Source organism: Streptomyces sannanensis (assembly GCF_039536205.1).
GTDB lineage: Bacteria > Actinomycetota > Actinomycetes > Streptomycetales > Streptomycetaceae > Streptomyces > Streptomyces sannanensis.
This window is the reverse complement of the sequence record NZ_BAAAYL010000001.1, coordinates 6,857,435-6,877,311: the sequence shown is the minus strand read 5'-3', so window position 1 is coordinate 6,877,311 and position 19,877 is coordinate 6,857,435. Positions and strand designations below refer to the sequence as shown.

Annotated in this window: 19 protein-coding genes, 2 pseudogenes and 1 riboswitch; of the genes and pseudogenes, 13 read left to right on the top strand and 8 right to left on the bottom strand. The window is 70.0% G+C overall.

Features of this window, described 5'->3' with window-relative positions; translation table 11 throughout:
- Positions 1–2 precede the first annotated feature (2 nt).
- Positions 3–1,253, top strand: a complete 1,251-nt coding sequence (locus tag ABD858_RS32115; RefSeq protein WP_345034224.1) for a DegT/DnrJ/EryC1/StrS family aminotransferase — start codon at positions 3–5, stop codon at positions 1,251–1,253.
- A gap of 411 nt (positions 1,254–1,664) precedes the next feature.
- On the opposite strand, the gene ABD858_RS32110 is transcribed toward ABD858_RS32115, so the two are convergent.
- On the bottom strand, positions 1,665–2,882 hold the full coding sequence (locus ABD858_RS32110; RefSeq protein ID WP_345034225.1) for a PucR family transcriptional regulator: 1,218 nt from the start codon (positions 2,880–2,882) through the stop codon (positions 1,665–1,667).
- Positions 2,883–3,005: 123 nt separating this feature from the next.
- On the opposite strand from ABD858_RS32110, the gene ABD858_RS32105 reads away from it, so the two are divergent.
- The 5 genes from ABD858_RS32105 to ABD858_RS32085 all read left to right on the top strand — a co-directional run bounded on the left by ABD858_RS32105 (position 3,006) and on the right by ABD858_RS32085 (position 9,133).
- Positions 3,006–3,584, top strand: coding sequence for an urease subunit gamma (locus tag ABD858_RS32105; protein ID WP_345034226.1), 579 nt, complete (start codon positions 3,006–3,008; stop codon positions 3,582–3,584).
- Positions 3,581–5,269: an urease subunit alpha gene (locus tag ABD858_RS32100; RefSeq protein ID WP_345034227.1), complete on the top strand. Its 1,689-nt coding sequence runs from the start codon at positions 3,581–3,583 to the stop codon at positions 5,267–5,269. The genes ABD858_RS32105 and ABD858_RS32100 overlap by 4 nt, the downstream gene beginning before the upstream one ends.
- A gap of 65 nt (positions 5,270–5,334) precedes the next feature.
- Positions 5,335–7,035, top strand: coding sequence for an amidohydrolase (locus tag ABD858_RS32095; RefSeq protein WP_345034229.1), 1,701 nt, complete (start codon positions 5,335–5,337; stop codon positions 7,033–7,035).
- Positions 7,032–8,363: an MFS transporter gene (locus ABD858_RS32090; protein ID WP_345034230.1), complete on the top strand. Its 1,332-nt coding sequence runs from the start codon at positions 7,032–7,034 to the stop codon at positions 8,361–8,363. The genes ABD858_RS32095 and ABD858_RS32090 overlap by 4 nt, the downstream gene beginning before the upstream one ends.
- Before the next feature lie 503 nt (positions 8,364–8,866).
- Complete coding sequence (locus ABD858_RS32085) at positions 8,867–9,133, top strand: RapZ C-terminal domain-containing protein (protein WP_345034231.1); 267 nt, start codon at positions 8,867–8,869, stop codon at positions 9,131–9,133.
- A 320-nt stretch (positions 9,134–9,453) separates the two neighbouring features.
- Here the strand turns inward: ABD858_RS32085 and ABD858_RS32080 are convergent, their stop codons facing one another.
- Complete coding sequence (locus ABD858_RS32080) at positions 9,454–9,657, bottom strand: hypothetical protein (protein ID WP_345034232.1); 204 nt, start codon at positions 9,655–9,657, stop codon at positions 9,454–9,456.
- 187 nt (positions 9,658–9,844) lie between these two features.
- Positions 9,845–9,930: riboswitch (ZMP/ZTP riboswitch) on the top strand.
- Between the two features lie 22 nt (positions 9,931–9,952).
- Between ABD858_RS32080 and ABD858_RS32075 the strand changes: the two are divergent.
- Positions 9,953–10,204: pseudogene (locus ABD858_RS32075) on the top strand (tetrahydrofolate dehydrogenase/cyclohydrolase catalytic domain-containing protein); the annotation flags it as partial.
- 34 nt (positions 10,205–10,238) lie between these two features.
- Here ABD858_RS32075 and ABD858_RS32070 read toward each other — a convergent pair.
- Both ABD858_RS32070 and ABD858_RS32065 read right to left on the bottom strand, forming a co-directional pair.
- Complete coding sequence (locus ABD858_RS32070) at positions 10,239–11,246, bottom strand: IS3 family transposase (protein ID WP_345034235.1); 1,008 nt, start codon at positions 11,244–11,246, stop codon at positions 10,239–10,241.
- A 17-nt stretch (positions 11,247–11,263) separates the two neighbouring features.
- Positions 11,264–11,647 (bottom strand): hypothetical protein, encoded by a 384-nt coding sequence (locus tag ABD858_RS32065; protein ID WP_345034236.1) that lies wholly within the window; start codon positions 11,645–11,647, stop codon positions 11,264–11,266.
- A 443-nt stretch (positions 11,648–12,090) separates the two neighbouring features.
- Here ABD858_RS32065 and ABD858_RS32060 point away from each other — a divergent pair, with 443 nt between their 5' ends.
- Entirely contained in the window at positions 12,091–12,582 is a 492-nt protein-coding gene (locus ABD858_RS32060; protein WP_345044156.1) for a transposase, read from the top strand.
- Here ABD858_RS32060 and ABD858_RS32055 read toward each other — a convergent pair.
- The gene (locus ABD858_RS32055) at positions 12,554–13,051 is read right to left on the bottom strand and encodes a hypothetical protein (RefSeq protein WP_345044153.1); all 498 of its coding nucleotides are present in this window, start codon (positions 13,049–13,051) and stop codon (positions 12,554–12,556) included. The genes ABD858_RS32060 and ABD858_RS32055 overlap by 29 nt on opposite strands.
- Before the next feature lie 466 nt (positions 13,052–13,517).
- On the opposite strand from ABD858_RS32055, the gene ABD858_RS32050 reads away from it, so the two are divergent.
- The 4 genes from ABD858_RS32050 to ABD858_RS32040 all read left to right on the top strand — a co-directional run bounded on the left by ABD858_RS32050 (position 13,518) and on the right by ABD858_RS32040 (position 17,411).
- The gene (locus ABD858_RS32050; RefSeq protein WP_345044150.1) at positions 13,518–15,182 is read left to right on the top strand and encodes an IS1182 family transposase; all 1,665 of its coding nucleotides are present in this window, start codon (positions 13,518–13,520) and stop codon (positions 15,180–15,182) included.
- A 240-nt stretch (positions 15,183–15,422) separates the two neighbouring features.
- The gene (locus ABD858_RS36990; protein WP_425586293.1) at positions 15,423–15,695 is read left to right on the top strand and encodes a hypothetical protein; all 273 of its coding nucleotides are present in this window, start codon (positions 15,423–15,425) and stop codon (positions 15,693–15,695) included.
- Positions 15,692–16,045: a transposase gene (locus ABD858_RS36985; protein WP_425586292.1), complete on the top strand. Its 354-nt coding sequence runs from the start codon at positions 15,692–15,694 to the stop codon at positions 16,043–16,045. The genes ABD858_RS36990 and ABD858_RS36985 overlap by 4 nt, the downstream gene beginning before the upstream one ends.
- 430 nt (positions 16,046–16,475) lie before the next feature.
- On the top strand, positions 16,476–17,411 hold the full coding sequence (locus ABD858_RS32040) for an HAD family hydrolase (protein WP_345045060.1): 936 nt from the start codon (positions 16,476–16,478) through the stop codon (positions 17,409–17,411).
- A gap of 13 nt (positions 17,412–17,424) precedes the next feature.
- Here ABD858_RS32040 and ABD858_RS32035 read toward each other — a convergent pair whose 3' ends face one another.
- From ABD858_RS32035 to ABD858_RS32025, 3 genes are all read right to left on the bottom strand, one after another.
- Entirely contained in the window at positions 17,425–18,858 is a 1,434-nt protein-coding gene (locus ABD858_RS32035) for a gluzincin family metallopeptidase (RefSeq protein WP_345044147.1), read from the bottom strand.
- A 372-nt stretch (positions 18,859–19,230) separates the two neighbouring features.
- Entirely contained in the window at positions 19,231–19,404 is a 174-nt protein-coding gene (locus ABD858_RS32030; RefSeq protein ID WP_345044145.1) for a hypothetical protein, read from the bottom strand.
- A 153-nt stretch (positions 19,405–19,557) separates the two neighbouring features.
- Entirely contained in the window at positions 19,558–19,779 is a 222-nt protein-coding gene (locus ABD858_RS32025) for a hypothetical protein (protein ID WP_345045126.1), read from the bottom strand.
- Between ABD858_RS32025 and ABD858_RS32020 the strand changes: the two are divergent.
- Positions 19,770–19,850 (top strand): annotated as a pseudogene (locus ABD858_RS32020) (IS5/IS1182 family transposase); the annotation flags it as partial. The gene ABD858_RS32025 and the pseudogene ABD858_RS32020 overlap by 10 nt on opposite strands.
- Positions 19,851–19,877: the final 27 nt, after the last annotated feature.

Genomic DNA, 19,877 nt, shown 5'->3' with positions numbered 1-19,877 from the left:
GGATGACGATGCCGTACGGGTCACGGCTCGCCGCGACGATGGCGCGGCGGCTCGGACGCGAATGTGTCTACACGCCCTCGGCACGGCTGGCCCTGTACCTTGCGCTGCGGCGCTGGTGCCGGCCGGGCGCACGGGTGCTGATGTCGCCGGTGAACGACGACGTGATCCTCTTCGTGGTGCTCGCGGCCGGGCTGCGCCCGGTTCAGGCCCCGGTGTCCCCGTGGGACGGCAACATCGACCCGGCCGCCGTACCGGACTCCACCTGGCGGAGCGTGGACGCCGTCCTGACCACGAACCTGTACGGGATGCCGGACCGGATCGTGGAACTGCGCAATCGGTGCGAGAAGTTGGGGATACCCCTGTTCGAGGACGCGGCGCACGCGATCGGCACACACGTGGACGGGCAGCCGATCGGGACGTTCGGGAAGGCGGCTGCGTTCAGCCTGTCCAAGCACGCGGCGGCGATGGCCGGCGGTTTCCTCGCTGTCGAGGACGCGCGCACCCGCCGGGAGTTGGAGCTGCTGCGCGACGATCTCCTGGTGCCGCGCCGCCTCCAGGACGACCTGGCCACAACGCTGCGGCCGCTGGCGCGTTCAGCCGTACGCACCCTCCACCTGGTCCGTCCTGTGTGGCGGACGATGCAACGCCTCGGGATGCTCGAACGCGACGACTACCGCATGGCCCTGCACGCGCCGCGGCTTGCCCTCTGCGGGCGCGAGGCGCCGAACCTGGCAGCGTACGAGCCGTGGGTGCGCGTCGACCTGCACGGCTTCCGGTCGCGCCACGGGGCCCTGGTCCGCGGGCAGTTGGAGCTGCGGATGGCCCGGCTCGACGGCGACCTCACCCGGCGCAGGGCCGGTGTCTCGCTGCTCTCGGGTACCGCCTGGGCATCCCCGGCGCTCCGCGACCCGACGGCACACGACGGACCTCTCCCCCTCTTCCGGGTTCCGCTCCTGGTCCACGACCGCGACACCCTCGTAGATCGTCTGGTGAGACACGGCGTGGTCGCCGGGTACGTCTACGACCCCCCGCTCGACGACTACGCGGGCGCGGAGTTCGTCGAACCGTCCCCCGACCCGTCGGCCGCCCGCTGGTTCGCCTCACACGTGCTTCCGGCCGATCCACTCCTGGCCCGCAAGATCGCCAACGCCCTGACGAGAGAACAGGCGAAAACCTCCCATGACTCATTCCTGATCCCCGTCCCGGACACCACGCCACCGACATCCCCGGGTCCGCTGAGACCGATCGCGTAGCCAAGCGGTCGCTCGAGCAACGACACACGTGACAGCCCATCGGGCCACCGGCGGGCCGGTGTCGGTGCATCACCGGCGCTGTGCGGATCAGAGCGGGCCATCGAGCCGGTTCGTCGAGTCCCTCATCGGGGTCCGGCAGATCGGCATGTCAGTCCGCTCACTGGCCGCCCCTCTCCGAAGGGAGCGGGCCCGGTCATCTCCGCCGCCTCCCGCCACACCCGTACGAGACGGTCGGCGGCTTCCATCAGAGTGGGGGGCGGCGTGGCCGGGAAAGCGGTGCCGGCGAGACGGCCCGGCACACCCGGCTGAAGGGAGCCGGGATCCGGCACCGCCATCGCTCGTCGCACCCGCCCCGACCCGGTTTGCGGCCCCACGGACGGCCCGCGCCGCGGACGGTCGTCCCGCAGGTGGTCACACGGTCCGGCTGCGGGCGCACTGCAGGGCGAACAGGACGGTGGCCGCCTCCGTCGGCCTGGTGGGGTGGAGGCCGGTCAGCTCGCTGAACCGGCTCAGCCGGTTGAGCACCGTGTTGCGGTGGCAGTACAGCTCGCGGGTGACCGTCGCGACCGACCCGGACCTGCAGTACGCGACCACGGTGTCCAGCAGGCGCTCGCGCTCGTGCGGGGGCAGCCGGTCCAGACCGGACAGCACCGAGTCGGCCAGCATCCCCGCGATCGGGCCCAGCCGCCCCGCGGCCACGGGCATCCAGGCCTCGACCAGGGTCACCGGGCCCTGCGCCGTCCCACCGTCCATCGTCGTGGCAATCGCCTCGGTCACACGCACCGTGTCGGGGACGCGGGCCAGTCCGCGCGCCACCGGGCCGACCGCGCATGCCACGCCGTCCAGCCAGGCGGGCGGGGGCGCGTCCGCCCCGTGCGGCAGCCTGGCCACGAGCACCAGCATGCCGTTGTGCTGCTGCAGGTGGGCGGACTGGCCCGTCAGCCGTGCCGTGACGGCCCTGCGCAGCTCCTGCTGCGACTCCGGCGGCGCCACCGCCACGGCGAAGTCCGACTGCGCGTTCACCTGGAGGAGGGTGGCCGCCTGCGCGACGAGCTGCTGGTCGCGGCCGTCCGAGGACAGCAGCCTGCCCATGAGCGCGGCCTGTTCGCGCTCCTGCTCGCGGGCCAGCACGGCGACCTGGTCCAGGTAGGCGGCGTGCACGTGCACGGTGTGGAACTCCACGGCTTCCCACACCCGCACCGCCCCGCGCGTCAGCTGCGGCATGTCCTCCGGGCGAGTGCGTTCCAGGAACGCGGTCCACAGCACACGGAAATCCATGCGCACCGCCTGCAGGAGCCGCTCCAGGGGCACGCCCTGGTGGGCGCGGCGGCGGCCCAGCCGCTCCGGGACCTCGCGCAGGTCCTCGGGCACCGGCAGGCCGCCGATCAGGCGCAGGAGCAGTTCGAAGCAGGCCCGGGCGGCCTCGCGCAGGTCCTCGGGCGGGACCGTGGCCTCGTAGTCGTCGAACGCGGAGACCTCCCGGACGTAGCGCCCGACCAGCTCGTCCAGGTGGTCCAGGCAGTCGCGCACGAGGGCGCGCAGTTCGGGGGGAACCGACGCGCCGCCGTCGCCGCCGGGCCGGGCGGCAGGGGCGCGAAAGGGACCGTCAAGATCCGGCGGATTGTGCATGTGCCCATTATCACTGCTCCAGCACGGAGCGTTTCGGCATTGTTCACGCCCTCCTAGCAGGGCATTCTGCTTCAGCCACACCACGCGGCCAACGGGCCGTGCACGATCTCTAGAGGAATGCCCATGCACTTGACGCCGCGTGAACAGGAACGGCTGACGCTGTTCTCGGCCGCCGGGCTCGCACGGCGGCGGCTGGCCCGCGGCGCCCTGCTCGGTGCGACCGAGGCCATCGCCCTGGTGTGCGACGAGATCCTGGAGATGGCCTGGGACGGCGTGCCGCTGGAGACCGTCGTCGAGCGTGCCCGGGACGTCGTCCCGCGCGAGCAGCTGCTGCCGGGAGTCGCCGGGACCGTGCCCGGCATTCAGGTGGAGGCGCTCTTCCCGCACGGCTCCACGCTGGTCCACGTCGCCGACCCGTTCGGGCCGGCCGGGCCGAACGACCCCGGCGCCGTGCTGGCCGCCGACGGCGAGACGGACCTGGCCCCCGGTCGCCCGCGCAAGGAGCTGGAGATCACCAACCGGGGCGCCCGCGCGGTGTGGGTCTCCTCGCACTTCCCGCTGGAGGAGGCGAACACCGCCCTGGAGTTCGACCGCGAGGCTGCCCGCGGCCACCGGCTGGACATCCCGGCCGGGACCTCGGACCGGTTCGAGCCCGGCGCGACCCGCACCGTCACCGTGGTGGCACGAGGAGGAAACCGATGAGCCGGATGCCCCGGCGCGCGTACGCGTCCCTGTACGGCCCGACCGCCGGCGACCGGATCCGGCTGGCCGACACCGACCTGTGGGTGCGGGTGGAGGCCGACGACACCGAGCCCGGCGAGGAAATGCTCGGCGGCTGCGGCAAAACCGCCCGCGACGGCCTGCTCGTGGCCGGCCGCGCCCCGCGTGAGAGCGCGCTGGACATGGTGATCCTCGGCGTGGTCGTCATGGACCCGCTGATCGGCGTCCGCAAGACCAACATCGGCATCAAGGACGGCCGGATCGTCGGCGCCGGGCGGGCCGGCAACCCGGAGAACAACGACGGCGTCGAACTCGTGGTCGACTCCCACACCGCGATGATCAACGGCCAGGGGCTCCTCGCCACGGCCGGGGTCGTGGACTCCCACGTCCACCTCTCCAGCCCCGAGGTGGTGCCCGCGGCGCTCTCCGCCGGCGTCACCACCATGGTCGGCATGGGCATCGGCGGCGTGTGGGACGTCGGCGCCAACCCCGCATACAACCTGCACAGCCTCATCGAGGGCTGGCGCGACGCCCCGGTCAACGTGGCATTCCTCGCCCGCGGCTCCTCCTCCTCGCAGGAGCTGCTGGAGCGTGCGGTCCTCGCCGGCTCCGGCGGCTTCAAGATCCACGAGGACTGGGGGGCCACGCCCCGCATCGTCGACACCTGCCTGGGCGTCGCGGAGGAGGCCGACCTGCCGGTCGCCCTGCACACCGACACCCTCAATGAGTCCGGCTACCTGGCCGACACGCTCTCGGCCACCCGCGGACGCACCGTGCACGCCTACCACGTCGAGGGCGGTGGCGGCCACCCCGACCTGCTGGAGATCGTCTCCCATCCGCACGTGCTGCCCTCCTCCACCACCCCGACGCTGCCGCTTACCCCGGCCACCGTCGCCGAGCTGCTGCCCATGACGATGACCGTCCACGGCGGCCACCACGGGGTGGAGAGCGACGTGTCCATCGCGGCGAGCCGGGTGCGCGAGCACGCCATCGCCGCCGAGAACGCCCTGCACGACCTCGGCGCGATCAGCATCGTCAACTCCGACTCCATGGGCATGGGCCGCATCGCCGAGACCGCGCGCCGTACCTGGCAGCTCGCCCACGTCCAGGCCCACCTGGCCGGGCAGACCGGTCCGGACTTCGTCAACAACGAGCGGGTGCTGCGCTACCTTGCCAAGATCACGCTGAACCCCGCGATCGCCCACGGCATGGCCTCGGACGTCGGCTCCCTGCGGCCCGGCGGCATCGCCGACGTCGTGCTGTGGCGCCCCGCCACTTTCGGCGCGCAGCCGGAGCTGGTGCTCAAGTCCGGCTTCGTCGCCTGGGGACTGTCGGGATCGGGCTCCGGCTCCACCCGGCTCACCCAACCGCGGGTGATGAGGCCCTACTTCGGCGGCCTGGGCGGGGCTCCGCGCCGACTGTCCACGGTATTCGTCTCCCAGGCATGCCTGGACGACCGCGCCTCCGCCGATGCCCTCCCCAAGGGAGTGCGCTATACGGCCCTGCGTAACAGCCGCGGCCTGACCCGCGGCGACATGGTCGCCAACACCGCCGTGCCGAAGGTGCAAGTGCCCACCACGCCCGACGCGGTCCTCGTCGACGGCCGACCGGTCGACATCCACCACGCCGCCGACCTGCCGCTGACCCGCCTGCAGAACCTGGCCTGAACCGGCCCCGGCCACCCGGCCCGAACCGGGCCGGACCGCTCCCCCACCCACCCGAAAGCCGCTCCATGCTCGATCTCAAACTTCGCAACGCCCGTATCCGTACAGTGGACGACCGCCACCCCCGCGCCCGCACCCTCGGCGTCCTGGCGGGGCGCGTCGTCGGCCTCGACGAGACGGTCGAGGACCTGCCCGCGCGCACCGTACTCGACTGCGGCGGCGCGGTCGTCGTCCCCGGATTCGGCGACGCCCACAATCACATGGCCTGGTTCGGCCAGTCCCTGGGCGAACTCGACCTGAGCACGGCGACCACGCTGTCCGAGGTCTACGACGCCGTCGCCCGCCGAGCGGCCGGCCTGCCGGCCGACGCCTGGATCGTGGGCTCCGGGTACGACGACACGGTCATGGGCGGGCACCCGCACCGCACGGAACTGGACCGGGCAGCGGGCGGGCGGCCGGTGTGGCTCAAGCACCGATCCGGGCACATGTGCGTGGCCGGCAGCGAGGTACTGCGGCAGGCCGGCGTCCTCGACGGGAGCGTGGACGCCCCCGAGGGCGGGGTCGTGGTGCGCGACGGCGACGGCACCCCGACCGGGCTGCTCCAGGAGCGGGCCCAGGCCCTGGTCACCGGCCTGGTCATGCCCTACCCGGTGGCCGATCTGGCCGACGTCCTCGGCCGGGCGAGCGAGGTCTACGCCGCGGAGGGCCTGACCCACGTGGTGGAGGCCGGGATCGGGCTCGGCCTCATCGGCCGCAGTCCCGTCGAGGCCGCTGCCTACCAGCTGGCCCGCGAACGCGGCACGCTGCGCACCCGGGTCGAGCTGATGGTGGCCGCCGACAACCTGCACGCCCTGCGCGCGCACGCCGACGACGGCATCACCACCGGAATCGACCTGGGCCTGCGCTCCGGCTTCGGCGACGACCGGCTGCGCCTGGGCCCGATGAAGATCTGGCTGGACGGATCGCTGATCGGCCGCACGGCCGCGGTCTCCGAGCCGTTCTGCGGGCACGACCACGCGAGCGGCGTCTACCAGAACAGCCCGGAGGAGATGCACCGGCTCGTCGTCGACGCTCACCGGGCCGGCTGGCGGGTGGCCGCGCACGCCATCGGCGACAGCGCCGTCGACCTCGCCCTCGACGCCTTCGCCGAGGCGCAGCGCCTCCTGCCCCGCCCGGACGTGCGGCACCGCATCGAGCACTCCGGGGTGGTCCGCCCCGACCAGCTGGACCGCTATGCCGAGCTGGGCGTGGTCCCGGTGCCGCAGGCGCGGTTCCTGTACGAGGTGGGCGACAGCATGGCAGAGGGACTCGGCCCCGAACGCACCCTGTGGATGTACCGGCACCGGTCCTTCCTCGACCGGGGGATCCGAGTGCCGGGCAGTTCCGACCGGCCGGTCGCCCCGGGCGCCCCCCTCCTCGGCATGCAGTCCATGGTCGAGCGCCTCAGCCGGGCGGGCACCGTGCTCGCCCCCGACGAGCGGGTGAGCGCGGAGCAGGCCCTGCGGGCCTACACCATCGATGCGGCATGGGCCAGCCACGACGAGGACCGTCGCGGCAGCATCACGCCGGGTAAATATGCCGACTTTGTCATTCTTTCCGATGACCCTGTCAGTGTCGACAGTGATCGGATTGGCGCCATCGACGTCCTGGCCACCTTCGTGGCCGGAGAGTGTGTCCACGGCGCCGACGCACTCGGGGACTTCGCAGCAGCGGACGGTCCCCTCCCCACGACCGGATCCCCCCGGCCGCACACAAGGAGTCACGCATGAGCACAGTCGGTCAGGTCGCCCCAGGGGCTCCGCCGGGTACATCGGCCGCAGCGACCGGCAAGGACGCCGGGCGGGTCGCCTTCGCGTCCTTCGTCGGCACGGCACTGGAGTGGTACGACTACTTCCTCTTCGGCACCGCCTCCGCCATCGTTTTCAACCGGCTGTACTTCACCACCCTCAACCCCACAGCGGCCACCCTGGCGGCTTTCGCGACCTTTGGTGTCGGATTCGCCGCCCGTCCGATCGGCGCCCTCGTCTTCGGATGGCTGGGCGACCGCATGGGCAGGAAGCCGGCTCTGCTGATCACCGTGATGATGATCGGTGCGGCCACCGGTCTGATCGGTCTGCTGCCGGGCTACGCCGCCATCGGCATCGCCGCGCCGGTGCTGCTGGTGCTCCTGCGCCTGGTCCAGGGCATCGCCGTCGGTGGAGAGTGGGGCGGCGCAGTCACCCTGGCCGTGGAGCACGCACCGCCGGAGAAGCGCGGTTGGTACGCCGCGCTCCCCCAGGTCGGCTCCCCGGTGGGCACCCTGCTCTCCTCCGGCGCCTTCTCCCTGGTACTTCTCCTGCCGTCCGAGTCCTTCGACTCCTGGGGCTGGCGCCTGCCGTTCCTGCTCGCCTTCCCGCTGATGGGCATCGCCGTCTACATCCGCCGCAAGGTGGAGGAGTCGCCGCTCTTCGACGAGATGATGGAGCAGAACGAGCAGGCCAAGGTTCCGGCGCTCGACATATTCCGCAAGGCCTGGGGCCGGCTGCTGGTCGCGATGGCCTCGGCGACCCTGGGAGTCGGCGGGTTCTACATGCTGACCACGTTCATGATCAGCTATGGCACCGACACCCTGGGACTGCCGCGGTCCCTCATGGTCAATGGAACGCTGGTGGCGGCAGCCGTCGAAATCGGGGTGATCATCGTCGTGGGACGCATGGCGGACCGCCTCGGCCCCGGCCGGGTCACGCTGTGGGGCGGCCTGTTCAGCGCCGGCTTCGCCTTCCCGCTCTTCTGGCTGGTCGAGACCAAGAATCCCCTCGTGGTCGTGCTGGCCATGACGGTCGGCGTCGCCGTGCTCTCCATCGCCTACGCGGTGTCCGGGGCGCTGCTCGCCGACCTGTTCCCGGCACAGCTGCGCTACACCGGCGTAGCGCTGTCCTACAACCTCGCCGGCGCACTCACGGGCTTCCTGCCGTTCCTGGCGACCGCGCTTCTGGCGGCCGGCGGCGGGGCCTCGTGGCCGGCTGCCCTGCTGCTGATGGTCCTGTCCCTGATCACCGCCCTCGGCGGATTCCTGGGCGAGCGGATGCGCCTGAAGGACCAGGTCGCCACCGCCTGAGCCCCCCGCCGGACCCCACCGGCAGGCGTCCGGCACCGCCCCGTGCGGGGTGCCACCGGCGCCCCGGTGCGAGCGAACCGCACCGTGCGGCCCGCTGCCTCCTCGTGCAGCGGGCCGCACGGCCGTTACGTACCGGGGCCTTGCCGGACAACACAGCCGTCCCGCAAGCACCTCGACGCCGGATGTCACCCAGGCGCTGACGCCGGCCGGCGCACCGCGGCGCCGAGGAGTGGGACAGGCCGGAGCAGAACACGGTCCGGGGGTATCCCGGCCAGTAACCGCACCGGCAGGTCCTCAAGAGGAGAGCGAAACGCGGTGCGTCGTATCCGGCGTGCGCGACGACGAGGATCTCCGGGTCGGTCCAGGCGCGAAGGCCCTGCCCTGATCTGGACCGTCATCACCAGCTACGGCGACGGCCACCACGACGCACCGCTCGGCAGCGCACTCCGCGTCGATGCCCGGTCGCTGCGCAACCCTCCGGAGGACCCGCGGTCCGGGAGCGGATGCTGCGCGCCGACGGCCTCGACCCTCACGTACGCGACTACGTCCTGGCGACTCCGGGTGCCGACCGGCTCATCGAGCGTAGCTTCGGGCGTGCCTTGGCGCTCTTGGCTCTGTCTGACCGGGACGCGTGGACATACATGTGCTGTGCGGCGGTGGCCGGCATCGAGTCGGTGGTCGTGGCCGAGGAGCTCGCCGCTCGGCTCCGGGCCGTCGGCTACGGCGTCGAGACTGAGCACCGGCACATCGATCGGGCCATCCTCGGGTGACTCGGTAGCCGCAACCTCAACCCCGCAACCGCCGGGCATGAAGTCGCCTGTCTTCGCGTCCTCGTCCGCGGCGCCCCTGACGTCGATGCGGTGGGTGAAGGCCCGGGGGCCGAGGCCAGTTGCTCCCCGGAGGGCGGAGCTCATTCCGCGCCGGAGGTGCCGTACGGCGGCTGCGAGCCGGGCGCTCCTCTCGTACGAAACTGCCGGACTGGTGAAGCCCCGCCCGGGCATGGGCGGGGCTTCACAGATGCCCATGCGCGGGCAGGCCCAGGCGCAGTTGCTCCCCCGGTGGACGGCCGCCGCGTCCCGGCTGCGGCCGGCTAGCGGCCCGACCACCTGAACCAGCGCCCGGTCATCCGGCGCTCGGTGACCAGGAGCAGACCGAGGAAGAGGGCGAGCAGGCCAAGCGACTGGGCCAGCTCGACGCTCACACCGCGGGAAACGACCATCAGGCCGCTGACCAGCATCATGATGACGACGCCGAGCGTGAGGACCCCCTGGAAGAACACCGTCAGGCGTCGCATGATCCTGCCTCCTCTGCCGCCGAGCCTCTTGCGCACGTAGGGGTTGTTGTGCTCGCGACAGAAAACTGTAGCAGTTTGATGATGTTGCAAGCCTGTCAAGGCCCGACGGTCTTCGGATTCCGATGACCTCTCGCAGTGAAGGTTGAGCTTTCTCATCGAAGATTGAGTGGCGGGTCTACTAGAGTTCAGTACGGGCCGTGACTGGCGCTGAGGTGGAGCACCACCGGGGAGCGGTCTGACGAGACGTCGATGCCGTGCGCCTGGGCGAGTGGTCAGCAACGCCTGGAAGGTAACGATGTCCCCGACTCAGACGGCCCAACTCATGGACGGCACCAGCCTTGCCAAACGCATCGTCGACGAGGCCGCTGCCAAGGCGGCGGAGATCTCACGACACACGGGGACCAGCCCCTGTCTGGCGACGGTGCTGGTGGGAGAGGATCCCGCGTCGGCCACGTACGTCCGCATGAAACGAGCGCGGTGCGCGAAGGCAGGCATCCAGTCCCGGCACGTCGCTCTGCCCGCTACCACCACGACCGCCGAACTGATCGGAAGATTTCAAGTCCAGTGAGACGGTCGTGACGCTATGAGGTTTGTGGTGCGGGTTCCCTACGCTTGGCCGGGTCGTTGATCCATGCCCGCTGGGGTATCTGGGGTGGTCGGGGGCGGCGGCCGAAGCGTTCGGGGTGGCGGGCGTATGCGTCGGCGAGGGTGACGGCTCGCTGGTCGCGGACCTCCTCGGCGGTGCCGAAGTGCACGCTGGCGGGCGTGTGCCAGCCGATGCCCGAATGCCGGTGTTCGTGGTTGTAGTACGCGATGAACGCGTCGAACCACTCGCGGGCATGGGCCAGCGAATCGAACCGTTCGGGGTAGTCGGACATGTACTTCGTGGTCTTGAAGTGGGCTTCGCTGTAGGGGTTGTCGTTGGAGGTCTTCGGCCGCGAGTGCGACCGTGTGACGCCGAGGTCGATCAGCAACTGCGAGACCTTCTTGGCGGTCATCGAGGTGCCGCGGTCGGCGTGCACGGTGTGGGGCACGATGCCGTTGCGGGCGATGGTCTCGCGGATCAATTCCTCGGCCCGCGCCGCTGATTCGGCCCGCTCGACGGTGTGGCCGACGATGTAGCGGCTGAAGATGTCGATGATGACATAGGCGTGATACCAGGCGCCCTTGACCGGTCCGGCTGCCTTGGTGATGTCCCAGGTGAACACCTGCGACGGCGCGGTGGCCACCAGCTCGGGCACCGTCTTCGCCGGGTGGGTGGCCTGGCGGCGGCGGTCCCCAGACTGCCCCTTTTCGCGCAGGATCCGGTACATCGTGGAGATGGAGCAGTGATAGCGCCCGGCATCCAGCTCGCGGGCCCAGATTTGCGCGGGCGGCAGCTCGGCGTACTCGACGCTGTTCATCAGCTCCAGTACCGCAGCCCGTTCCTCGGCCGTCAGGGCCGAGGGCTGGACCTGCGGTGAGCGGGGTCTGCGCGGTGGCGAGGGACGGAGCCGGCGGTAGTGGGTGGCCCGGGAGCGACCGGTCAGCTGGCAGGCCGCGGTGATGCCCAGCTTGCCCTCGATGTCGGCGAACGTGTCGTCGACCACCGGGTCGGCGGCGGCTCTCAGTCCGCGCCCTCGGAGATCATTTCCAAGAGCGCGGAAGCTTTTCCCATGACCTCCAACGCGGCCTTGTTCCGGGCCAGTTCCTTCTCCAGCCGTTCCACCTGGCGGCGCAGCTTCTCGTTCTCCGCCTCTGCGGCGGACTTTTTCGGCCGGGCCGGACTGGTGCGCTTGTCGACCAGTTTCTCCAAGGCTCCGGCATCCCGCGCGGCCCGCCATTCCTTGACGTGCGAGTGGTACAGGCGCTCGCGGCGCAGGATCGCGCCCTTCTCGTTCTTGGGCGCGGCGTCGTACTCGGCCACGATCCGCAGCTTGTACTCGGGACTGAAGGAACGGCGCTTCGGCCTGGGGGCCGGATCGGACTCGGCGGGGTTGGTGCTGGTCATGAGGGGGTGGTTCTCCTGTCGTGCCCTCTCAGGCTAACCCGACGAAGTGGGGCGTCTCACCCAAGGCTGACAGAGAGGGCTCCCCCACCATTCCGGCGGGGAGTATCGGGCCCTGCCTTCTCCTGTTCCATGCGAGAGCGGCAGACCGGGCTCACGTCGCCTCCATGCCGGACACCGCCTGGCCAATAGACGGGCACCCGCCAGGCTCATCCCGGGGATTTGCGTACTCCCCGGTTTCGATGTCATCTGTTGCCATTTCGACACGTCAGCAGCGATTCACTTGCGTTCGTCTTCCCAGTCCCCACCTGACGCCTCTCACGACGCCTTTTCCCCATCGCTCACCACGACGGTCTTCAGCCAACGCAGCATGAGGCGGTTTGAAGCCTCCCCCCGCAGGGCGACTCCGAAGGGCCAAACCTTCATCTCCCGCACAGCACCGCTATTTGAAGTTCGCTACCTCCAACTCCCTTTCGCGTTCAGGACACACACGCAAGCGGCACATCGCCACCGACACCCTCGGCTTCCTGCTGACCGTCATCGTGACGGCGGCCTCGGTCAGCGACCGCGACGCCGGACGCGACCTGCTGAAGGCCCTGCGCGAACGGCACCGCCACATCCGGCTGGTCTGGGCCGACAGCGGCTACACCGGCTGGCTCGTCTCCTTTGCCCACGCCGCACTCGCCCTCGCCCTGACCGTCGTCAAACGCTCCGACGACACCACGGGCTTCACCGTGCTCCCACGCCGCTGGTGTGTGGAACGGACCTTCGCCTGGCTGATCCGCTCCCGCCGCCTGGCCCGCGACTACGAAACCCGCACCGACAGCGCCCAGGCCCTGACCTGGTGGGCAGCGAGCATCACCGCCACCCGCCGCCTCGCCCGAGGCGGCGCCCCGACATCCTGCCGCCTCAGCCCGGCCACCCCGGCCGCGGCCTGAACAACCCCGCCCGCACCTCGGTCAGCCACCCCCGCTCCACCAGCCGCTTCGCACGCCACCGAGCCGCCTGCTCACGGGCATCACTCGCCTCCCAGCCCAGGCCCTCCCGCAGCCCACGCGCCCGCAGCCCGTCACCACCCCGGCCGGCGTCCTCCTGGACCAGGGACACGATTCGGGCGTAATCCTCGGGCAGAACCTTTGCCTCCAAGCCCTCGCACCACCCCGCCACGTCCGCCTTCCCACCAGCGTTCCGGGTGGCCGGCACCACCGCCCTCCGAGGCGACACCTCCTCAACGGTCGTCTCCGCCAACGCGTCAACGAGCTCCTCACGAGCGATCACCACACGACGCGCGGCCTCCTCCGCAGCCGCCACCGCCACTTGGACCCGCTCCAGCTCCGCCCGCAGTTCCTCGGCCCGCACAAGCGCAAGCCGTTCACGCTCCTCCAACACCGCGATCACCGACGGCATCCGCCACCTCCATACCCCAGCCTGAACCGACGGCCCGAGCATGCCTAAACGACGAGCAACCTGCCCCTGACCTGGGAAGACTTGACACTACGTCCGGTTTGGGAATGCCTTCTTACGGATGACGTCCAGCACCGCTTCGGCGCTCTGCATTACGCATGCCTCCCTTCGCTGGACATCTCAATCACCTGGTGCCCTTTGCCCTGCGGTCCGGCTTTCCCGGCCTCCCCGGCAGGTCCTTACTCCTACTACGGCACCTCCGTCGCCATAGGGCTCGCGCGCCGTAGGCGGTCCCGTGGTACGTCTTCGTTGTACGTATCGAGCACGACGTAGGCCGCCCACTCATCTCCTTGACCACCCTCATTGAGCGACTCTGTCGGGGATCTTGAGATTCCCAGGCGGAAGGGCATAGCCGTGGGGCAGGCTCGGCTTGGTTTCGAAGGTCGACTGCCGTACATGAGGTGAGCCGGTGTCTCTCCGTCCCCGCTCTGGTGAGCAAGTCTCGCCCGCGACCGCGCGGGTGGCACGGGCGAGCAACCCCCGTGGTACGACCGCGATGTGGGTACGTGACCGGCTGGACGCTCTGTGGCGCGACGAGGACTTTGACGCTTGGTATCCACGGGATGGGCGGCCTGGCCTGTCACCGGCCCAGCTCGCCACGGTGAGCGTGCTGCAGTTCCTGCTGAACCTCTCCGACCGGCAGGCCGCGGAAGCGGTCCGCTGCCGCATCGACTTCAAGTACGCTCTCGCGCTCGAGCTGGACGATCCCGGCTTCCATCACAGCGTGTTGTCCGACTTCCGCGACCGACTGGCCCAGGACGACCGTGCTGATGCTCTCCTCGATCTGGCACTGGCCCGGCTGAAGGACGCGGGGCTGGTCAAGGAGCGGGGACGGCAGCGTACCGACTCCACCTACCTTCGGGCAGCCGTGCGCGAACTGACCAGGCTGGAGCTGGTGTTGGAGACGGTCCGCGCCGCGCTGGAGGAGTGCGCCCGCACCGCCCCGGAGGTCCTCGACGACCTGGTGACCGAGGAGTGGGCACTGCGCTACGGGCGACAGGTCCGCCTGGTCAGCCAGCCCAGTCATCCGGCCGCCCGGCTCAAGCAGGCGGGCGCCGACGCCGCCGAGCTTCTCGAACGCGTCCGCTCCCACCGCCCGGACACGGCACCGGGACCCGCGGCGGAGGCGTTGCGGCAGATCATGGTCCAGCACTTCCTTGTCGATGCCCGGGGCCGGCTGCGTCCGCGGGCCGAGAAGGACGGTCTGCCGCCCACCGGCCTGCGCCTCGAGTCGCCCTACGACCTCGAAGCCCGCTACACGCGCCGCGGACACCGGGCCTGGGTCGGCTATCTCGCGCATGCCACCGAGACCTGCGACGAAGGCGGTGTCAACGTCATCACGGACGTGGCCACCACCGTCCCCACCGGCGACAGCGTGGCCCTGCCCGGCATCCACACCCGGCTCAAGCGACGCCGCCTGCTGCCCACACAGCACTTGGTAGACAGCGGCTACACCTCCGTCGTCCTCCACGACACCGCCGCCCGCACCCACAGCGTCACCATGGTCGGCCCGGTCAGGACCGACAACTCCCGGCAGCGCAAGACCGGCGACGGTTTCGCCCGGGAGAACTTCATCATCGACTTCGACCGCCGCGAGGTCACCTGCCCCAACGGCCAGGTCAGTGGCAACTGGAACGAGCTTCCGGCGATGGCCCCCTACACGGTGGTCCGGTTCGACAAGCGGCAGTGCGGGCCGTGTCCCGAGAGGCCCTCGTGCACCTCCGGGGCGGCACGGACCGTGAACTTCCTCCCCCGCCGCCTGCACGAGCTCCAAGCCCGCAACCGCGCCGACCAGCAAGACCCACAGTGGCAGCGGCTCTACGCCTCACGCTCCGGCATCGAGGGCACCATGAACGAACTCGTCAACGGCCACCGGATGCGCCGCTGCCGCTACCACGGCGTGTCCAAGACCCACGTCCAGCACGTCCTGACCGCGATCGCCGTCAACATCGAGCGCCTCAGCACCCAGGAACCGGCAGACACCACCTACCGCCCCCGCTCACCGATAGCGTTCCAGCAGTACCTCGACGAACACGAACTACCCCGGCCCCGCTGGTGGCGCCAAGGGCAATGATCAAGGAATCTCAAGATCCCCGACAGAGTCGCTCATTGGGTGACGCTCCGCGCCACGGAGGTTGCCCGGTCCCACGGTTCACGCCCGGACGCAGCGCGGCATCGGTTACAGGTGTCGTTCCGACGGGTGCGCACTCTCACCACTGGAGATTGGGCTTCAAGCAATCCAGCCTTGGCCATATCGCGCGGGTCTCGCGGCACGACGGCGTGGACACCTCCAGCTGGCCACCGCTTCCCTGGCATGCTCTTGTCCCCCTCGCACTTTCGCGTCCAGGTAAGCCAGGCGACCCATGAACCTCCCTCCGAGTTCATCCCGACTGCGTCGGGGAAGATTCCCGAGCTGAGCCAGGCGCTGACCGGCCGCTTCCGCGAGCATTACGCCTTCCTGACCCGCCTCTACCTCGCCCAGTACGACCACCTGTCCGGCGCCATCAACCAGCTGACGGCCCGAATCGAGGAGGCGGTGACCCCTTTCGCCCGGCACTGGACCTGCTGGACACGATCCCGGGAGTGAACCGGGCGGTGGCGGAGGTGATCGTGGCCGAGACCGGAGGTGACATGCCCCGGTTCCCCTCCGCCAAGCACCTGGCCTCCTGGGCCGGACTGTGTCCCCGGGCACCACGAATCGGCCGGCCGGGTCCGCAGCACCCGGGTCCGGCCCGGCAACCCCTACTTGAAAGGTGCCCTCGGGATGGCCGCGTTCGGAGCGGCACGGACCAAGAACTCGTTCCTGCAAGCACGCTACAAACGGCTGACCGCCCGCCGCGGTCCGATCAAGGCGCTGGTCGCCGTCGGGCACTCGATCATGACCGCGGTCTGGCACATGCTCCACGACAACGTGCCCTACCACGAGCTCGGCGGTAGCCTCCGAGCAGCGCTGGCGCTGCGAACGCGGCCGCGACTGCCACCTGGTCGCCTCGGTCTCCTACACCGTGGGCCGCGCGCATCAGAGGTCCTCCGGGGTGGTGGTGATGTCGGCTCCCAGCGTGGCGCGCTTGTTCAGCAGATGTCCGTAGCAGAGATCCGGGTCAAGGCCCACCATCGTCCCGGGGTAATGAGGGCGCCCACCCCGGTCGCATCCGACTGGGTGACCGCGAACGAGGCCTGTCCAACGCCCGCCTCACCGGGGCTGGCCACACCGACGCAGCGGCCCGAATACCGGACGGAGCAACTCCTGCGGTGCAGGAAGGCGACCGCGGGCGGAAGGCGGAAGGGTGCCGTCCGGCTGTTCGGATCGTGGGGCCTGTCGGCAACGGCTGAATTTCACCCGTTTCCGAGAGGGGCCCTTTCACCTGTGCAGCTGCGACTGGAAGGCGTTCACTGCGGGGAGGCATTTCACATGCCTGTGATTTTCTTCGACATCGGGGCGACCCTGGCGGATGCCTTCGTGGAGCCCAACGGCTCGCTGACACTTCAGCCTCGACCGCGTGTCATGGCCGTGCTCGACGCCCTCCGCGAGGTACGCACGGGCATCATCTCCAACCCTGGGCCGGGCGAGGGTGCCGCCGCGCGGGCAGCAGCAGCGCTGCACAAGGCGTTCCCCGGCCGTTTCACGGACGAGGCTCTTGTCCACTGGGGTGTGAAGGGCAGTCGCAGGATCTTTGCTCAGGCGGTCGCGAGCACGGGGGGAGCGGCGGCCGACGACTGTGTCTTCGTGGGCGAGGACGTTCAGGAGCGCGCGTTCGCGCGGGAAGCGGGGATGCGTACGGCGGCCCACCCGGTGTTCGCTTTCGCCGCGATGGAAGAGCGTCCTGTGTTCCGGACGCAGATCGAGTTGGCGGAGAGCCTGGGCGTGGCCGAGTTGGCTACGACCGTGAACAAGACCGAGGCCGTTGTCGTGCAGATCGTCTCCGAGCAGCTCGTGCTCGCCATGGTGACCACGCAGGGCGCCGAAGCGCTTGAGCACGCCGGTTTCACGGTGAACCTGCAGGGGCCGGTGGATGGCACGGCGGCCTTCGCGATCCGGGACGACCAGCCGGTCTCGGCCGCCGAGTCGCTCGCGGACGCCCCTCAAGAAGCACCAAACGGTATTGAGGGCCGGAGCAGCACCGGCGAAGGCGAACAGAGCGATGATGCCGAGCGCCGAGCGACCGAGAAATTCATCAACGACCTGCTGGAGCGGGGTGAGGCGGTGTTCGAGGGTGAGGATCCGACGCCGAGTACGACGCATGTCATCAAGCGCGAGGACGACGGGCGGCTCACCGCCCGCCGTCTGCGCTTTTTCCACTGATTCCGCTGACTGCTCAGTCGAAGCACCGCCGGACCAGGGCGAGACCCTCGCCGGTCGTGCTCCGCGTGATCTCGTGCGTCTTGAGCCGGGAGGGCCTGTCGTCGACAAACGCCGCAGCGGAGCGGTGCTCCTCGGGTACGTGGACGCGGCCTTGACGGAAGAGGTCCTCGAGGTACGACGTGGCGACCCGTTCGGGGTCGGCGGGCCGCAGCGAGCCGCCGGCGGGGTCGGAGCCCGCGATGCTGAACCGTCGCTCCTCCGCGGGAGCGGAGAGAGTGAGGGACTGAGTGACGCCGTACGTCGACCCGTGGATCGTGACGGCCGTGAGACCCTCGTCGTCACCACCGCCGGGTGTCGCCTCGGCGATTCCGGCGCCTCGGCGTGCCATCTCCGGCTCGGTGATGGACGCGGCGGCCTCCAGGGAGAGGATGCCGTGACGGATGAACGCCGAGCGCAGGTACTGACCGTACTTGCCGCCGTTCCGGCGCTGGTCCGCGGCGATCATGTGACCCGCGACCTGTGCGTAGTAGGCGGACACCAGGGGCGCGGCCACGACGGCATCCACCAGCAACTGTCCGGCGATCTCGGCCGCCCGGGCCAGACCGACCTGGTCCTGCAGGTCCTGCTGCCTGAAGATCCCGGCGACGATCTTCAGGAACGCGCCGCTGAACACTCGGGAAAACGAGTGGGGCTCGCTGGAGAGGGTGTTCGCGGGTCCGGTCGGCGGCAGCTCCACCGGGTCGCGGTAGAAGAAGCTGTTCGCCATGTTGCGCAGGCAGTCCGGGTCGACCGCGTTCGGGTGGCCCTGGCGGATCGCCCAGCCCAGTTGCTCGGCCATCCTCGACACCCGCGAGGACAGTTCGAGGTCGCCCTGCGTCTCGGCCAGTACCGCGATCCGCAGCGATTCCAGTCGAAGTGAGCTCAGTAGCGCGCTGATGTCACCGAACGCTTCGTGCAGGGCCGCCGTCTCCGCGCTCGCCGCGTTGAACAGCTGAGGGCGCAGGGCGTCGAGGATCGCGTGACCCGTCTCGTGCTCGACGACTTCGGAGCTTTCGCACGCGGCGACGGTGACACCCCGCACCGTGCGACGGAAGAACCACAGGCCTTTACGGTCGTAGAAGGCGTTGAGGTCGATTCCTGCGTTGAGGTGTGCGGTGAGGGCGCGTCCCACCTGCGGATGCCACTGTGTTCCGGTCGGAACCAGCGGACCCCAGGTCTGGCTGGCCCTGCTGAGAGCGTCGGCCGCCACCCAGTAGCGGAAGGCCTCAGTGCCTGGCCCGGCACCGTCCGGCTGGGGCACGGCTTCCGCGATGGCCGTCGGGAAGGGTTGTGTGTCGAGCTGTGGAACGGGATGCGGTACGGGCATGTTGACCTGCGGAGGGAATCCGGGGTCGTCCTCGTACACCAGAATCGTCGGGATGGCAGCTTGCTGTTGCTGCACCGTCATGGTGCCTCCGTAAGGGCGGAGAGATTGCGGATGGTGGAATCCCCCCCACAGGAAAGCTTTCGATCAAAAGCCCCTCATCTTCAGTACGAGGCCCCTGTAGCCCAGTGTCAATCCGAACAGCAGCAGGTGGAGCCGCATCCGGCCGATGGTGGCAGATGAGCGGGCGGTCGCTCCTGGCGTGGCCGGTGCGTACGTGCCACCAGCCCCGGCGACAGGATGGCGGCCAGACGGGTGACGGTGACGGCGCCAGCGGTGGCATGGCTTGTGTGGTCAGGCAGAGACATACGCAGCGGCCCCCACGGCTACAGAGCACACACAGGACGCACGCGTGGGACCGAGTGCCGGACCAGGGCGCGGGCCATCCTGCGGCCTCTAGCGCCGTACTTCGCAGGTCACCGTTTCAGGTCTGTGACCAGCGGGTTGTCCGATGTCGGTGTCGAGTAGGTCGAGGAGGTGGAGTTGGATGCCGCGGGTGACCTGGACGGTGGGCGGGTCGGTGACGGTGCCGATCCGCAGGGTGAGTTCGCCGAGGTGGTAGAAGATCATGCGGCCGGTGGGGCGGACGCGGCGGTTGTCGGGGTAGAGGCCGCTTATGGTCTGCTCGGGGCCGAGCGCCCGTCTGACCTGCCGCTCGATCAGGCAGAAGACCAGCAGGGCCAGGCAGATGACCTGGATCAGGGCGGCGATGCGCCTGTTCTTCTACACGAAATCCGGCGCGACCGCGAGCGGGCCCTTGAAGTCGTGGTATCTGCGCTCGACCGCGCTTTGGCCCTTGTAGTGGATCAGGGCCTGCCCGGCGTCCGCCTGGTCGGCGGGGACGGACGTCAGCAGTGCGTACCAGCCGTCGACCACGGCTTCGGCCTCCAGCACGCCGGTGTCGAAGTGCCAGGCCAGGACCGGGATGCCGTCAGCGGATCGCACGGACCAAGGCGCTCGTCATCCTCGACGGCACCCTGCTGCCGATCGACCGGATCGGCGCCGACACCCCATACGCACGAACCGGATCACCGACCTGGTGA

Coding starts and splice junctions, on each gene's coding strand:
- ABD858_RS32115 (WP_345034224.1), top strand. CDS start 3: ATGACGATGCCGTACGGGTCACGGCTCGCCGCGACGATGGCGCGGCGG.
- ABD858_RS32110 (WP_345034225.1), bottom strand. CDS start 2,882: ATGCACAATCCGCCGGATCTTGACGGTCCCTTTCGCGCCCCTGCCGCC.
- ABD858_RS32105 (WP_345034226.1), top strand. CDS start 3,006: ATGCACTTGACGCCGCGTGAACAGGAACGGCTGACGCTGTTCTCGGCC.
- ABD858_RS32100 (WP_345034227.1), top strand. CDS start 3,581: ATGAGCCGGATGCCCCGGCGCGCGTACGCGTCCCTGTACGGCCCGACC.
- ABD858_RS32095 (WP_345034229.1), top strand. CDS start 5,335: ATGCTCGATCTCAAACTTCGCAACGCCCGTATCCGTACAGTGGACGAC.
- ABD858_RS32090 (WP_345034230.1), top strand. CDS start 7,032: ATGAGCACAGTCGGTCAGGTCGCCCCAGGGGCTCCGCCGGGTACATCG.
- ABD858_RS32085 (WP_345034231.1), top strand. CDS start 8,867: ATGCTGCGCGCCGACGGCCTCGACCCTCACGTACGCGACTACGTCCTG.
- ABD858_RS32080 (WP_345034232.1), bottom strand. CDS start 9,657: ATGCGACGCCTGACGGTGTTCTTCCAGGGGGTCCTCACGCTCGGCGTC.
- ABD858_RS32065 (WP_345034236.1), bottom strand. CDS start 11,647: ATGACCAGCACCAACCCCGCCGAGTCCGATCCGGCCCCCAGGCCGAAG.
- ABD858_RS32055 (WP_345044153.1), bottom strand. CDS start 13,051: ATGCCGTCGGTGATCGCGGTGTTGGAGGAGCGTGAACGGCTTGCGCTT.
- ABD858_RS36990 (WP_425586293.1), top strand. CDS start 15,423: ATGCTCTTGTCCCCCTCGCACTTTCGCGTCCAGGTAAGCCAGGCGACC.
- ABD858_RS32035 (WP_345044147.1), bottom strand. CDS start 18,858: ATGACGGTGCAGCAACAGCAAGCTGCCATCCCGACGATTCTGGTGTAC.
- ABD858_RS32030 (WP_345044145.1), bottom strand. CDS start 19,404: ATGATCTTCTACCACCTCGGCGAACTCACCCTGCGGATCGGCACCGTC.